General features: G+C 69.0%; 15 protein-coding genes. 5 read left to right on the forward strand and 10 right to left on the reverse strand.

Annotated elements, in window-relative coordinates; all coding sequences use genetic code 11:
* The first annotated feature begins 3 nt into the window (after nucleotides 1-3).
* Together eda and I7X39_RS01685 are read left to right on the forward strand one after the other, a co-directional pair.
* Entirely contained in the window at nucleotides 4-630 is a 627-nt protein-coding gene (eda, locus tag I7X39_RS01680) for a bifunctional 4-hydroxy-2-oxoglutarate aldolase/2-dehydro-3-deoxy-phosphogluconate aldolase (protein ID WP_198109213.1), read from the forward strand.
* Between the two features lie 7 nt (nucleotides 631-637).
* Nucleotides 638-1918: an NAD(P)/FAD-dependent oxidoreductase gene (locus I7X39_RS01685; RefSeq protein WP_198109214.1), complete on the forward strand. Its 1281-nt coding sequence runs from the start codon at nucleotides 638-640 to the stop codon at nucleotides 1916-1918.
* On the opposite strand, the gene I7X39_RS01690 is transcribed toward I7X39_RS01685, so the two are convergent.
* Together I7X39_RS01690 and I7X39_RS01695 are read right to left on the reverse strand one after the other, a co-directional pair.
* Complete coding sequence (locus I7X39_RS01690; protein WP_198109215.1) at nucleotides 1908-2456, reverse strand: PaaI family thioesterase; 549 nt, start codon at nucleotides 2454-2456, stop codon at nucleotides 1908-1910. The two genes, I7X39_RS01685 and I7X39_RS01690, sit on opposite strands and share 11 nt — an antisense overlap.
* A gap of 1 nt (nucleotide 2457) precedes the next feature.
* The gene (locus tag I7X39_RS01695; RefSeq protein ID WP_198109216.1) at nucleotides 2458-3225 is read right to left on the reverse strand and encodes an exodeoxyribonuclease III; all 768 of its coding nucleotides are present in this window, start codon (nucleotides 3223-3225) and stop codon (nucleotides 2458-2460) included.
* A 133-nt stretch (nucleotides 3226-3358) separates the two neighbouring features.
* Here I7X39_RS01695 and I7X39_RS01700 point away from each other — a divergent pair, with 133 nt between their 5' ends.
* Entirely contained in the window at nucleotides 3359-4489 is a 1131-nt protein-coding gene (locus I7X39_RS01700) for a hypothetical protein (protein WP_198109217.1), read from the forward strand.
* 10 nt (nucleotides 4490-4499) lie between these two features.
* Here the strand turns inward: I7X39_RS01700 and I7X39_RS01705 are convergent, their stop codons facing one another.
* Nucleotides 4500-5120, reverse strand: a complete 621-nt coding sequence (locus I7X39_RS01705) for a superoxide dismutase family protein (protein WP_232351633.1) — start codon at nucleotides 5118-5120, stop codon at nucleotides 4500-4502.
* A 100-nt stretch (nucleotides 5121-5220) separates the two neighbouring features.
* Between I7X39_RS01705 and I7X39_RS01710 the strand changes: the two genes are divergently transcribed.
* Both I7X39_RS01710 and I7X39_RS01715 read left to right on the forward strand, forming a co-directional pair.
* Entirely contained in the window at nucleotides 5221-6435 is a 1215-nt protein-coding gene (locus I7X39_RS01710) for a 6-phosphofructokinase (protein ID WP_198109218.1), read from the forward strand.
* A 103-nt stretch (nucleotides 6436-6538) separates the two neighbouring features.
* Nucleotides 6539-6748, forward strand: a complete 210-nt coding sequence (locus I7X39_RS01715; protein ID WP_198109219.1) for a putative motility protein — start codon at nucleotides 6539-6541, stop codon at nucleotides 6746-6748.
* A 24-nt stretch (nucleotides 6749-6772) separates the two neighbouring features.
* Here I7X39_RS01715 and I7X39_RS01720 read toward each other — a convergent pair whose 3' ends face one another.
* The 7 genes from I7X39_RS01720 to I7X39_RS01750 are packed head-to-tail and all read right to left on the reverse strand — an operon-like array spanning nucleotide 6773 to nucleotide 12127.
* Complete coding sequence (locus I7X39_RS01720) at nucleotides 6773-7360, reverse strand: DUF4337 domain-containing protein (RefSeq protein ID WP_198109220.1); 588 nt, start codon at nucleotides 7358-7360, stop codon at nucleotides 6773-6775.
* A gap of 6 nt (nucleotides 7361-7366) precedes the next feature.
* Entirely contained in the window at nucleotides 7367-7849 is a 483-nt protein-coding gene (locus I7X39_RS01725; protein WP_198109221.1) for a dihydrofolate reductase, read from the reverse strand.
* A complete protein-coding gene (locus tag I7X39_RS01730; RefSeq protein WP_198109222.1) occupies nucleotides 7846-8652 on the reverse strand; it encodes a thymidylate synthase in 807 nt (268 codons plus the stop codon). Before I7X39_RS01730 ends, I7X39_RS01725 begins: the two co-directional genes overlap by 4 nt.
* 37 nt (nucleotides 8653-8689) lie before the next feature.
* Nucleotides 8690-10480 (reverse strand): ABC transporter transmembrane domain-containing protein, encoded by a 1791-nt coding sequence (locus I7X39_RS01735; RefSeq protein WP_198109223.1) that lies wholly within the window; start codon nucleotides 10478-10480, stop codon nucleotides 8690-8692.
* Between the two features lie 34 nt (nucleotides 10481-10514).
* On the reverse strand, nucleotides 10515-11045 hold the full coding sequence (locus I7X39_RS01740) for a histidine phosphatase family protein (protein ID WP_198109224.1): 531 nt from the start codon (nucleotides 11043-11045) through the stop codon (nucleotides 10515-10517).
* Entirely contained in the window at nucleotides 11042-11254 is a 213-nt protein-coding gene (locus tag I7X39_RS01745) for a type II toxin-antitoxin system antitoxin (protein WP_198109225.1), read from the reverse strand. The genes I7X39_RS01740 and I7X39_RS01745 overlap by 4 nt, the downstream gene beginning before the upstream one ends.
* 6 nt (nucleotides 11255-11260) lie before the next feature.
* Complete coding sequence (locus I7X39_RS01750; protein ID WP_198109226.1) at nucleotides 11261-12127, reverse strand: SPFH domain-containing protein; 867 nt, start codon at nucleotides 12125-12127, stop codon at nucleotides 11261-11263.
* Nucleotides 12128-12177 lie beyond the last annotated feature (50 nt).

Genomic DNA, 12177 nt, shown 5'->3' on the forward strand with positions numbered 1-12177 from the left:
TTCATGGACTTGCTGAAGCTGCCCGCCTACGGGCCCATCATTCCCGTCATCGTGGTCGAGCAACTCGAACACGCCGTGCCGCTGGCCCAGGCCCTGGTGGCTGGCGGCGTGCGCGTGCTGGAGGTGACCCTGCGCAGCAGCGTGGCGCTGCAGGCCATCGAGGCCATGGCGCGCGCCGTGCCCGAGGCCGTGGTGGGGGCCGGCACGCTGCGCACGGCAGCCGATGCGCGCGCCGCCAAGGACGCTGGGGCGGTCTTTGCCGTCAGCCCCGGCTTCACGCCCGAACTCTCGGCCGCCTGCCGTGCGGCGGATCTGCCGCTGCTGCCCGGTGTGTCCACCGCCAGCGAGGTGATGCAGGCCAACGACCATGGGCATCACTTTCTGAAGCTGTTCCCAGCCACGGCGGTGGGCGGCATCGCCATGCTCAAGGGTTTGTCCGGTCCGTTCCCGGACGTGGCCTTCTGCCCCACCGGCGGCATCACACCCGAGACGGCGCCGCAGTTCCTGGCGCTGCCCAACGTCAAGGTCTGCGGTGGCTCCTGGCTGTGCCCGAAGGAGCTGCTGGCGCGCGGCGATTGGGCCGGCATCACCCGTCTTGCCCAGGAGGCCAGCCAGCTGCGTGCGGCATGATGACCGGATGATCTCTGGTCAAACCTGGTACGAAGCCAGCGCCCCGTCGCTGGCTTTTCCGTCTCTGGGCGGGCAAACGCGGGAATGCGAAGTGGCCATCCTGGGCGGCGGCTTTGCGGGCTTGGCCGCAGCGCGAGGGCTGCAGGAGCGCGGCATCAAGAACTTGGTGCTGCTGGAAGCGCAGGGCGTCGGCCATGGCGCCTCGGGCCGCAACGGTGGTTTCGTGTTCGGCGGTTTCAGCCGCGGGCCCGCCGCGCTCTTGCGGGATCTGGGCGCCGCCAAGGCCCGCACGCTCTACGGTCTGACGCGCGAGGCCGTCGCTACGATCCGCCGCCGCATCGAGACCCTGGGCATCGAGTGCGAGCGCGTGGAGGGTGGCGCGCTGTGGGTGGATTGGTTCAAGACCCCCGCCAGCCTGGCCGGCCTGCGCGCCGAAGCAGCTCTGCTGCGCGAGCAGTTCGGCGTGCATTGGGACGAGATTGACGCCGCGCAGGTGCGCCAGTGGTTGGACAGTGAGCGCTATGGACCGGCGCTGCTGGAGCGCGACGCCTTCCACTTCCACCCGCTGAAGTACGCGCGCGGCCTGGCGGCCGCGATTGCGGCGGATGGCGGCCAGGTGTTCGAGCGCAGCGGCGTGCGCGTGCTGCGCCGCCTGGCGCAGGGCTGGGAGCTGGAGACCGACGGGGGAGGGCGGGTGCGCGCCCAGCAACTGGTGCTCGCCGGAGGCGGTTACCTGCGCGGTGTGGCGCCATGCCTGACGCGCGCCCGGCTGCCCATCGCCACCTACGTGATGTGCACCGAGCCGCTGCCCGAAAGCCTGCAGCCGGTGCGCTGCACCGCCGCCATCTACGACAACCGCTTCGCCTTCGACTACTACCGCAAGCTCGAAAGCGGCCGCCTGCTGTGGGGCGGGCGCATCTCCATCCTGGAGCGGGAGCCCGCGCGCATTACCGAGCTGCTACGGCAGGACCTGCTCAAGGTCTACCCGCAGCTCCATGGTGTGCAGATCAGCCATGCCTGGGGCGGCCTGATGAGCTATGCCCGCCACCAGATGCCGCAGTTGGGCGAGCTGGCGCCTGGCCTTTGGTACGCGCAGAGTTTTGGCGGCCATGGTGTGGCGCCCACCACGGTGGCCGGCGAACTGCTGGCCGAAGCCATCAGCCGCAAGCAGCCCCTGGATGCGCTCTGGCAACGCTACGGGTTGAGCCCGGTCTACGGCCCGGCCGGGCTGCTGGCGGCACAGGCGCAGTACAGCTGGGCCGAGTTCAGGGATTGGCTCAGAAGTTAGCCGGGAACACCAGGCAGCTGGTGCTGGCGTGGGCGTAGAGCTTGCCGTCGGGGCCGACCAAATCGGCCTCGGCCGTGGCCATCTGGCGGCCGCGGTGGCGCACGCGGCCGATGGCGCGCACACGCTGCGGCTGCTTGTCCTTCAGCGCCCGCACCAGGTTGAGCTTGATCTCCAGCGTGGTGTAGCTCTCGCCCGGCTTCATGGTGCTGTGCACGGCACAGCCCAGGGCCGAGTCGAGCAGGGTGGCGAACCAGCCGCCGTGCACGGTGCCGAGCGGGTTGTAGTGGTGCCAGAGCGGTTCGCCCTGGAACACGGCGCGGCCTTCTTCCACCTCGACGAGGATGAAGTCCAGCGTGTGCGAGATGGGCGGCGCGGGGAAACGGCCTTCGACCATGCCCTGCATGATCTGCAGGCCGGAAAGGCCCGCGACCTCTTCGGGCTTGACCAGCTCGCCAAAGGTGGGTTGCGCATGGGCGCGCTGGCGCTGGCGCACGGCCTCTTCGGCCGCCAGCCAGTCTTGCAGGGTGGAATCGCTCATCTCAATCTTTCAGGGTGACGACGACCGGCGCGTGGTCGCTCGGGCGTTCGTTCTTGCGCGGCAGCTTGTCGATGACGCAGGCGCTCACCCGCGGCTGCAACGCGGCGGAGACCAGGATGTGGTCGATACGCAGCCCCTGGTTCTTGCGGAAGGCCAGGTTGCGGTAATCCCACCAGCTCCAGCTCTTGGGTGGCTGCTCGAACAGCCGGAAGGCGTCCACCAGGCCCAGGCCGAGCAGCGTGCGGAAGTGCGTGCGCTCTTCGTCGGTGCAGTGGATCTGGCCGGCCCAGGCCACCGGGTCGTACACATCCCGGTCCTCAGGGGCGATGTTGTAGTCGCCCAGCAGCACCAGCTGCGGGTGGGCGGCCAGTTCCTGGCGCAGCCAGGCCTGCAGGGCGTCCAGCCAGGCCATCTTGTAGGCGAACTTTTCGCTGCCGGGCGCCTGGCCGTTGGGGAAATAGCCGCCGATGACGCGCACGCCCGCCACGGTGGCGGCGATGACACGCGCCTGCTCGTCGGCGAATCCGGGGATGTTCTTGACGACCGCCTCCTGCGGGCCGCGGCTCAGCAGGGCCACGCCGTTGTAGGTCTTCTGGCCGTGGAAGCTGACCTGGTAGCCGGCGGCCTCGATCTCGGCCTGCGGGAACTTGTCGTCCGTGAGCTTGGTTTCCTGCAGCACCAGGGCGTCCACCGGGTTGGCTTGCAGCCAGTCCAGCAGCTGCGGCAGGCGCACGGCGAGCGAATTGACGTTCCAGGTGGCGATTTGCACGGCGAGGCTGCGAAGCAGAGCAGGAGAGGGGCGCGGATGGTAGCCAAACCGGGGGGTGACGCCCCGGCGGCACCCGGGTATCTTGCCGCGTTCCGCCACCTGCCCGTCAACCGCCTTCCCGGGGAGTGAACCGATGCGCCGCCATGCCCTGAGCCTTGTCTTGCCCGCCTTGCTGACCGCCTGTGGCGGTGGCGAAGAACCCCCCAGCCTGACGCAGGCCCGAACGGACACCGGCCCGCAGCGCCGTGCGCTGGCCACCCTGCCCAGCGTGGGCGCCAAGGAGGTGATGGACTGGGCGCAGTACAAATTCCCCACGCTCTTCCCTGGCAACCCGAGCAGCCAGCCCTTTAACTACCTGGGGGTGGACTACACCATCCGTGCCTACTCGACCGGCAATTACCTGGGCGTCACGGCCAGTGGCGAGATCTACGGCCTGGGTGATTTCACCGGCGGCCAGCTGCAGTCCTTCGGCAAGATCAGCGATTGGACCAACCAGATCCAGGCGGATGCCTGTGGCGTCTACCCCTCGCTGTGCTCGCCCGGCGGTGGCGGCACGGGCACGCTGAATGCATGTGCACAGCCGGCCAGCCAGGCGCTGGCCATCGGCAACCGCTACACCTTGAACTACGCCCTGACGATGAGCGGTGCCGTCAATGGCAGCGGCGAGTTCCAGACCGATGCGCTGGTGGAGGCTGCCACCAGTTTCGAGGGCCAGAGCGCGGTGCGCCTGGCGTTGACGCAGACCAACAGCCTGAACATCCCGGGCACACAAAGCAGCACCATCAAGCTCAAGCAGTACGCCCAAGCCGCCGACAACGGCCTGATCCGCCACCTGGGCAATGAAAGCGAGACCTCGGTGGTGGTGCCGGTGGTGGGCAACTCCACCACGAATGTGAAGACGGTCAACACGCCGCCCTTCCTGAACAGCGAGTTCACGCTGCAGCCCGGCCAGTCCCTCACCCGCACCAACGGCTACACCACCACCACCACCACCACCGTGGCGGGCGTCACCACGCCGCCGATGGTGAACAACTCGAGCCTGACGGAGACCGTGAGCTTCGAGGCGCGCGAAACCATTCAGGTGCAGGGCCGCAGCTGGGACACCTGCCGCTACCGTCAGGTGGATGCCGCCACGCCCAACGTGAGCACCACCACGTGGTACATCGTCGGGCGCGGGCTGCCGGCCCGCATCGTGGGCAGCGGCAGCGGCACGACGCAGACCACCGAACTGAAGTCCGGCACGGTCAACGGCGCGCCGATCTGAGTCTGCAGGCTCAGTGCGCGGCGATGACGCCGCAGGCCATGCGGGCGCCTGAGTTGCCGGTCGGCTGGGTCTTGAAGTCGTCCGCGTCAGCGTGGACGATCACGGCCCGGCCCACCAGCCCCGTTTCGCCCTGCAGCTTGGCGCCCTTCAGCACGAACTTCTGATCCACCTTGCCCTGGGCATCGGCCTGCAGATTGGGCATGTCGCCAGCGTGGCGGGCCGCATCCTGTGGGCCGTGCGGGTGAGCGCCCGGGTTGAAGTGGCCGCCGGCGCTGCTGAAGTCCGGGCTGGCGCAGTTGCCCTTGTCATGCACATGGAAGCCATGCATGCTGCCGGGCGCAAAGCCGCTGGCCTTGACATGCACCATCAGGTCCTCGCCCTTGGCGTGGAACATCACCAAGCCGGTGGCACCGCCGGCGGCGGCCGGGCTCAGGCTGGCCATGGCCATGCCGCTCATGTCGTGCATCTTTTGCCCCATGCCGCCCATGCCGCCCATGCCGCCCATCTCCTGCTTGGCCGCCTGTGGCGCGGCCGCGGTGTGGCCTGCGTGGGGGTCGGGTTTTTCCTGCGTGGCGCAGGCTTGCAGGGCGAGGATCAGGGCGGCCAGGCCCAGCTTGTGATGGAAGTTCATGGTGTCCCCTGGGGGTTGAAAGCGGGCGACCATAGCCCAAGCCCCCCGGCTCGCCAAGACCGCATGGCTACCATCCGCCATCCCTCAGCCGGAGCGCACCATGTCCTCAGGAAAGATCCTCGTCGCCCAAGGTGGCGGCCCCACCGCGGTCATCAACCAGAGCCTCGTCGGGGTGGTGCTGGAAGCGCGTCGGCACCTGGGCATCCAGCGGGTCTATGGCGCGCGCCACGGCGTGCGCGGCATCGTCAACGAAGACTTCGTCGACCTGACGCAGGAAACCAGCCACAACCTCGAACTGGTGGCCAACACGCCCGCGGCCGCCCTGGGCAGCACGCGCGACAAGCCCGATCTCGCCTACTGCCAGGAAATGTTCAAGGTGCTGCAGGCGCACCGCATCGAGCACTTCTTCAACATCGGCGGCAATGACAGCTCGGACACTGTGCGCATCGTGGCCGAGGAAGCGCAGAAGGCCGGCTACCCGCTGCGCTGCATCCACATCCCCAAGACCATCGACAACGACCTGGTGCTGAACGACCACACGCCGGGCTTCCCCAGCGCGGCACGCTTCGTGGCCCAGGCCTTCGCCGGCGCCAACCTCGACAACGCGGCCCTGCCGGGCGTCTACATCGGCGTGGTGATGGGCCGCCACGCGGGCTTCCTGACCGCCGCCGCGGCGCTGGGCAAAAAGTTTCCGGACGACGGCCCGCACCTGATCTACGTGCCCGAGCGTGTATTCGAGATCGAGCGTTTCCTGGCGGACGTCAAAGCGACGATGGACCGCTACGGCCGCTGCGTCGTGGCGGTGAGCGAAGGCATCCACGATGCCAGCGGCACGCCCATCTTGGCCAAGCTGGCCAAGGACCTGGAGCGCGACGCGCACGGCAATGTGCAGCTCAGCGGCAGCGGCGCGCTGGCCGATCTGCTGTGCGAGGAAATCAAGGCCAAGCTCAAAATCAAGCGCGTGCGCGGCGACACCTTCGGCTACCTGCAACGCAGCTTCGTGGGCTGCGTCTCCGACGTGGACCAGCGCGAGGCCCGCGAGGTGGGCGAGAAAGCCGTGCAGTACGCCATGTGGGGCTCTTCGAACGGCTCGGTAGCCATCCGGCGCACGGGGTTCTATTCGGCCGACTTCGAGCTTTTGCCGCTGGAAGCCGTGGCGGGCAAGACGCGCACCATGGAAGACGAGTTCCTGAGCGCCAGCGGCACCGATGTGACCGACGCCTTCCGGCTCTATCTGCGCCCCCTGCTGGGTTCAGGCCTGCCGGACGCCTTCCGCCTGCGGCCCAATCCGGTGGCGAAGGTGCTGAAGGCCTGAAAGGCAGGGCCGGGCGGGGCTTTCGCGGGGCACGTGAAAATTTCGCTCAAGCCCGCGGCAGATCGGCCGAAAAGAGCGGAGTCCCCCCAGACCAGGAGCCGCCATGTCGTCCATCACCTCGCTCAGCCCTGGGGTCGTTTCCAGCGCCACGGCCATTCCGGCCGGCACCGTGCAAGGGGCCGCCGCCCTGCTCGTCCTGAAACAGGCGATGCAGCAGCAGGAGGCCAATGCCGCGCAGTTGCTGGAAGCGCTGCCCCAGGCCCCACTTGCTACCCAGGGCAGCCTGGGCACCCAGGTCGATACCTACGCCTGAGCGCCTGGGTCCGCCGACCAGCGCTCAGATGTGGAACCAGGCCAGGCCGCCCAGCACCACCCCCACACCACCCAGGGCCACGGTGCCCCATTCCAGCCAGCGGCGTTCGGTCAGCAGGGCGATGGCGGCCAGTGCGATCGCCACCTGCAGCGCCGTGGTGGCCTGGGCCCAGCGATGGTGCTCGTGCATCTGCGCGTCGCTCTTCTTCTCGAACGCCGCAGATTCCCGCTCCAGGCCTTCGGCCTTGGCCTTGATCTCGTCCTTTTCCGTCTTGTAGCGCTGGATTTCCGCCTGGTAGGTGGCGCGCCGTTCACCCTCGGGCAGCAAGGCCACCGCCAGCTCGGCGAGGTTCTGCTTGCTGCTCTTGCTCTGGTAGTAGGCCCACTGGTTCGAGGCCTCGGTCTTCTTGATGGCGGCGTCGTTCTTGTAGAGGCCCGCATTGGCCTGGGTGGCGCCACCTTGGTAGCTGAACAGCGCGCCGATGGTGGCCAGCACCGCGGTGATGACCGCCAGCTGTCCCTTCAGGCCTTCGGCGCCGTGAGCCTTGGCATGCACCGCGTGCTCGACTTCGTGGTCGTGCGGTCCGTGGACGTGGAAACCGTGTCCGCTCATGGGGGATCAGTCCTTCAATGGGAGGTTGTGAAATCGGTAGGCCAGGCCCGTGGCCGACTGCAGCCAGGGGCTGTCCGGCAAAGGGCGGGGCAGGGGCGGGAACCAGCAGTCGGCCTCAGGAAAGTGGGCATCGACCTCGGTCAGGGCCAGCGCATGGGCAAGTGGCAGCGCCTGGGCATAGACCTCGGCCCCGCCGAGGACGCAGAGCTCGGGGGCTTCGGCGCACAGCGCCACCGCCTCGTCGATCGAGCGCACCGTTTCAGCGCCCTCGAGCGCCGGCCCGCGCGTCAGCACCAGGTTGCGGCGCCCCGGCAGGGGGCGAAAGCGCGGTGGCAGCGAGTCCCAGGTCTTGCGGCCCATCAGCACCGGTTTGCCCAGGGTGATGGCCTTGAAGTGGGCCATGTCCTCGGGCAGCTGCCAGAGCAGCTGGTTGTTCGCGCCCAGCTCGCGCCCGCGGCCCATGGCCGCCACCAGCACCAATTTCGTCATACCGCCACCGGCGCCTTGATCAGCGGGTGGTGCTGGTAGTCCACCAGCTCGAAGTCGTCCAGCTCGTACTCGAACAGCGAGGCCGGGCGACGCTTGATGCGCAGGGTGGGGAAGGGGTAGGGCGCGCGCGCCAGCTGGGTCTCGACTTGTTCGGTGTGGTTGCTATACAGGTGGCAATCGCCTCCGGTCCAGATGAAGTCGCCGACGTCCAGGTCGCACTGCTGCGCAATCATGTGCGTCAGCAGCGCGTAGCTGGCGATGTTGAAGGGCACGCCCAGGAAGATGTCGGCGCTGCGCTGGTAGAGCTGGCAGCTCAGGCGGCCCTCGGCCACGTAGAACTGGAACAGCGCGTGGCAGGGCATCAGGGCCATCTGCGGCAGGTCGGCGACGTTCCAGGCGCTGACGATCAGGCGGCGGCTGTCCGGGTTGCTCTTGATCTGCTGCAGCAGCTCGCTGATCTGGTCGATGTGGCCGCCGTCCGGCTTGGGCCAGCTGCGCCACTGCACGCCGTAGACGGGGCCCAGCTCGCCGTCCGGACGCGCCCATTCGTCCCAGATGGTGCAGCCGCGCTCCTGCAGCCACTTCACATTGCTGTCGCCGCGCAGGAACCACAGCAGCTCCAGCACGATGCTCTTCCAGTGCACCTTCTTGGTGGTGACGAGCGGGAAGCCCTCGTGCAGCGGGAAGCGCATCTGGTAGCCGAACACCGAGCGGGTGCCGGTGCCGGTGCGGTCGGCCTTGAGCACGCCCTGCTCGTGCACATGGCGCATGAAGTCTTCAAAGGTGGAGCGGGTGGGACGCATCGGGGTGATCAGGCGCGGGACAGGGGCACAGATTGTCTCAGTGGCGTCCGAACTGAAGTGCAGCCAGGCGGGCGTAGACACCACCGCGCGCCACCAGCTCGGCATGCGTGCCGGTTTCGACGATCCGGCCCTGCTCCAGCACCACGATGCGGGTGGCGTGCTGCACGGTGGCCAGGCGGTGCGCGATCACCAGCGTCGAGCGCCCGGCCATTGCGGCGTCCAGCGCCTGCTGCACCAAGCGTTCGCTCTCGGCGTCCAGCGCGCTGGTGGCCTCATCCAGCAGCAGCAGCGGCGGGTTCTTCAGGATGGCGCGGGCGATGGCGATGCGCTGCTTCTGCCCGCCCGAGAGACGCACGCCGCGCTCGCCCAGATAGGTCTTGTAGCCCTGAGGCAGGGCGCTGATGAACTCATGCGCCTGGGCGGCGCGTGCGGCTTCGATCACCTCCGCCTCGCTGGCCTCCGGCCGGCCGTAGCGGATGTTCTCCAGCGCGTCGGTCGAGAAGATCGTGGCTTCCTGCGGCACCAGGCCGATGCGCTCGCGCAGCGCGTGCAGGTCCAGGCGCTCGATGGGCTGGCCGTCCAGCAGGATCTGGCCGGACTCGGGCTCGTAGAAGCGCTGCACCAGCTGGAACACCGTGGTCTTGCCCGCGCCGCTGGCGCCCACCAGGGCCACGGTCTCGCCCGGCGCCAGTTCCAGCTGCAGATCGGCCAGGGCCAGGCTGTCGGGCCGGCTCGGGTAGCGGAAATTCAGGCCGCGGATGCTCAAGCGCGCGCCACCGCGCGGGGCCGGCAGCGCCAGGGGCTGCGATGGCGCCTGTACCGGCGAGCGGCTGGCCAGCAGTTCCATCAGGCGCTCGGTGGCACCGGCCGCGCGCAGCAGATCGCCCCAGACTTCGGACAGCACCGCCACCGAGCCCAGCAGCAGCAGCACGTAGACCACGGTCTGGCTCAGATGGCCCGCGCTGATGCGCCCCGCCATGACCGCCTCGGTGCCCTGGTACAGGCCCCAGAGCAGCGCGCCGAAATTGGCGATGAAGACGAAGGCGACCAGAAAGGCGCGCATCTTGGCGCGGCGGCGTGCGGTGGAGAAGGCGGCCTCGGTGGCGGCGCCGAAGCGGGCCGCCTCGCGCGGCTCCTGGGCGTAGCTCTGCACCACCGGGATCGCGTTCAGCACCTCGCCGGCGATGGCCGAGGCATCTGCCACGCGGTCCTGGCTGTCGCGCGAGAGCGTGCGCACGCGCCGGCTCCAGATCAGCGTGGGCGCCAGCACCAGCAGCAGCACGCCCAGCACCTGGCCCATCACCACCGGGTTGGTGATGACCAGCATCACCAGCGCGCCCACGGCCATCAAGGCATTGCGCAGGCCCATGCTGAGCGAGGAGCCCACCACGGTCTGCACCAGGGTGGTGTCGGTGGTGAGGCGGCTCAACACCTCGCCGGTGCGGGTGGATTCGAAGAAGCCCGGGCTGTGGCCAATGACATGGCGGTACACGGCGGCTCGCAGATCGGCCGTGATGCGCTCGCCCAGCCAGGTGACCATGTAGTAGCGCAGTGCCGACTGCAGGCCCAGTGCCACGCCAACCCCGAACAGCAACCCGAAATGCCCGCGCAGGGCGATCAACTGCTCGCTGCGTTCGCGTGGCAGCAGACCGGCGTCGATCAGGCGGCCCAGGGCGACGGGGAAGAACAGCGTCGTCAGCGCGGCGCCGACCAGCACCAGGGCGGCTAGCAGGATGCGGCCGCGGTAGGGGCGCAGAAAGGGCAGCAAGCCGCGCAAGGCCTGCGGGCTCTGCGCCTTCGGGCGCTCGGAGGAAGTGGAGGCGGACATGGGCGCGCATGCTGCCACGGCCCGCCCGCGGAACTCACAGGCAGTCGGGCCCTTCGCGCTCCGGGTCAGGTGCGCCGTAGCGCAGCTGCAGCACCTGACCGGGTGTGCCAGGGCGGAGCACCCAGGCCTGGCCGTAGCTGCTCTCGCACAGCATCGGCCAGCGCGGGCCACCCAGCGCATGCAGCAGTTCCGGCAAGGTGTTGCTGTGACCCACCACCAGCACCGTGCCCTGCAAACCTCGCAGCTGACGGGTTAGCTCGGCCACATGGCCCGCCACGCCGCCTTCGAAGCCCACCACCTGGGCCTGCAGGCCCAAGCGGCGGGCCAACGGGGCGGCCGTGGCCTGGGTGCGCCGGGCGGCGCTGACCAACACATGACGCACGCCGCTGTGCGCCATGGCTTCGGCCAAAGCTTCGGCACGGCGCTCGCCTGCCTCGGAAAGCCCCGGGTCGCGCCCCGGTTCGTTGGACTTTTCGGCATGGCGCACCAGCAGCACCAGGTCCGGCAGGGCCTGGGCCGCGCCAGCGGCGGTCAGCAGGGTCAGGGCAAGCAGCAGGGCTTTCATGGTTCCTCTTGGGTTTCGGGCCCGGCTGGCGGGGCTCCGCGCCCGCGCGGCGCGCCCAGCTTCACCCCGCGGCGCGCCAGGGCCTCACGCAGCAGCATCTCGGCCTGGGCATTGACGCTGCGCAGCTCCTGCGCCGCCAGGCGCTCGACCTCCGCCCACAGCTCGGGGTCGACGCGCAGCGGGAAGGACTTCTTGCCGGGGCTGGCCATCAAGCCTCAGTTGTAAAGCGTGCCCGTGTTGACGATCGGCTGAGTGTCCTTGTCGGAGCACAGCACCACCAGCAGGTTGCTGACCATCGCCGCCTTGCGCTCGTCGTCCAGCTCGACGATCTTGCGTTCGGAAAGGCCCTGCAGCGCCGCCTCCACCATGCTCACCGCCCCGTGCACGATCTTCTGGCGTGCGCTGATGATGGCCTCGGCCTGCTGGCGGCGCAGCATCACCTGGGCGATTTCGGGGGCGTAGGCCAGGTGGCTGAGCTTGGCGTCCAGCACCTCCACGCCGGCGTCGTCAAAGCGCGCCTGCAGCTCGCTGCGCAGGGCCTGGGCCACGGCGTCCTGGCCGCCGCGCAGGGTGATGGCGCCGTCGCTCAGGTCCTCGCCCTCGTCATAGGCATAGCAGGCGGCGAGATGCCGGATGGCCGCTTCGGCCTGCACGCGCACGTAGGCCTCGTAGTCGTCCACCTGGAACAGGGCCTGGGCGGAATCGCGCACCCGCCAGACCACCACGGCGGAGATTTCGATCGGGTTGCCGCGGGCGTCGTTGACCTTGAGCGTGGGGGCGTTCAGGTTGCGGTCGCGCAGCGAGAGCTTGCGCTTCAGGGCCAGCGGATTGGCCCAGCGCAGGCCGGCCTGGTGATCGCTACCGATGTAGGCCCCGAACAGCGTGAGCACCGCCGCCTGGTTCGGCGCCAACATGTAGAGGCCGGCCAGCACCAGGCCGCCCGCCAGCAGCAGCGGCAGGCCCAGCAGGGGTTGGCCCGCGCGCACCAGCAGCAGGCCGCCCGCCACCAGCAGGCCCAGGCCCAGGGCGCCCATCACATAGCCGTCCGCGCTGCGCGCCGGGGTTTCCTTGCTCACCTTCATGGGGGCCTCCAGTTCAGATCAAAGTGATATCACTTTAAGGGCGGGATGGC

Source organism: Inhella proteolytica (assembly GCF_016093275.1).
In the GTDB taxonomy this organism is placed as follows: Bacteria; Pseudomonadota; Gammaproteobacteria; order Burkholderiales; family Burkholderiaceae_C; genus Inhella; species Inhella proteolytica.

Excerpts from the sequence above, each read along its gene's own strand:
- I7X39_RS01730 (WP_198109222.1), bottom strand. The coding sequence starts at position 8,652 with ATGCGTCCCACCCGCTCCACCTTTGAAGACTTCATGCGCCATGTGCAC.
- I7X39_RS01705 (WP_232351633.1), bottom strand. The coding sequence starts at position 5,120 with ATGAACTTCCATCACAAGCTGGGCCTGGCCGCCCTGATCCTCGCCCTG.
- I7X39_RS01725 (WP_198109221.1), bottom strand. The coding sequence starts at position 7,849 with ATGACGAAATTGGTGCTGGTGGCGGCCATGGGCCGCGGGCGCGAGCTG.
- I7X39_RS01710 (WP_198109218.1), top strand. The coding sequence starts at position 5,221 with ATGTCCTCAGGAAAGATCCTCGTCGCCCAAGGTGGCGGCCCCACCGCG.
- I7X39_RS01750 (WP_198109226.1), bottom strand. The coding sequence starts at position 12,127 with ATGAAGGTGAGCAAGGAAACCCCGGCGCGCAGCGCGGACGGCTATGTG.
- I7X39_RS01715 (WP_198109219.1), top strand. The coding sequence starts at position 6,539 with ATGTCGTCCATCACCTCGCTCAGCCCTGGGGTCGTTTCCAGCGCCACG.
- I7X39_RS01690 (WP_198109215.1), bottom strand. The coding sequence starts at position 2,456 with ATGAGCGATTCCACCCTGCAAGACTGGCTGGCGGCCGAAGAGGCCGTG.
- I7X39_RS01740 (WP_198109224.1), bottom strand. The coding sequence starts at position 11,045 with ATGAAAGCCCTGCTGCTTGCCCTGACCCTGCTGACCGCCGCTGGCGCG.
- I7X39_RS01700 (WP_198109217.1), top strand. The coding sequence starts at position 3,359 with ATGCGCCGCCATGCCCTGAGCCTTGTCTTGCCCGCCTTGCTGACCGCC.
- eda (WP_198109213.1), top strand. The coding sequence starts at position 4 with ATGGACTTGCTGAAGCTGCCCGCCTACGGGCCCATCATTCCCGTCATC.
- I7X39_RS01685 (WP_198109214.1), top strand. The coding sequence starts at position 638 with ATGATCTCTGGTCAAACCTGGTACGAAGCCAGCGCCCCGTCGCTGGCT.
- I7X39_RS01745 (WP_198109225.1), bottom strand. The coding sequence starts at position 11,254 with ATGGCCAGCCCCGGCAAGAAGTCCTTCCCGCTGCGCGTCGACCCCGAG.
- I7X39_RS01735 (WP_198109223.1), bottom strand. The coding sequence starts at position 10,480 with ATGTCCGCCTCCACTTCCTCCGAGCGCCCGAAGGCGCAGAGCCCGCAG.
- I7X39_RS01720 (WP_198109220.1), bottom strand. The coding sequence starts at position 7,360 with ATGAGCGGACACGGTTTCCACGTCCACGGACCGCACGACCACGAAGTC.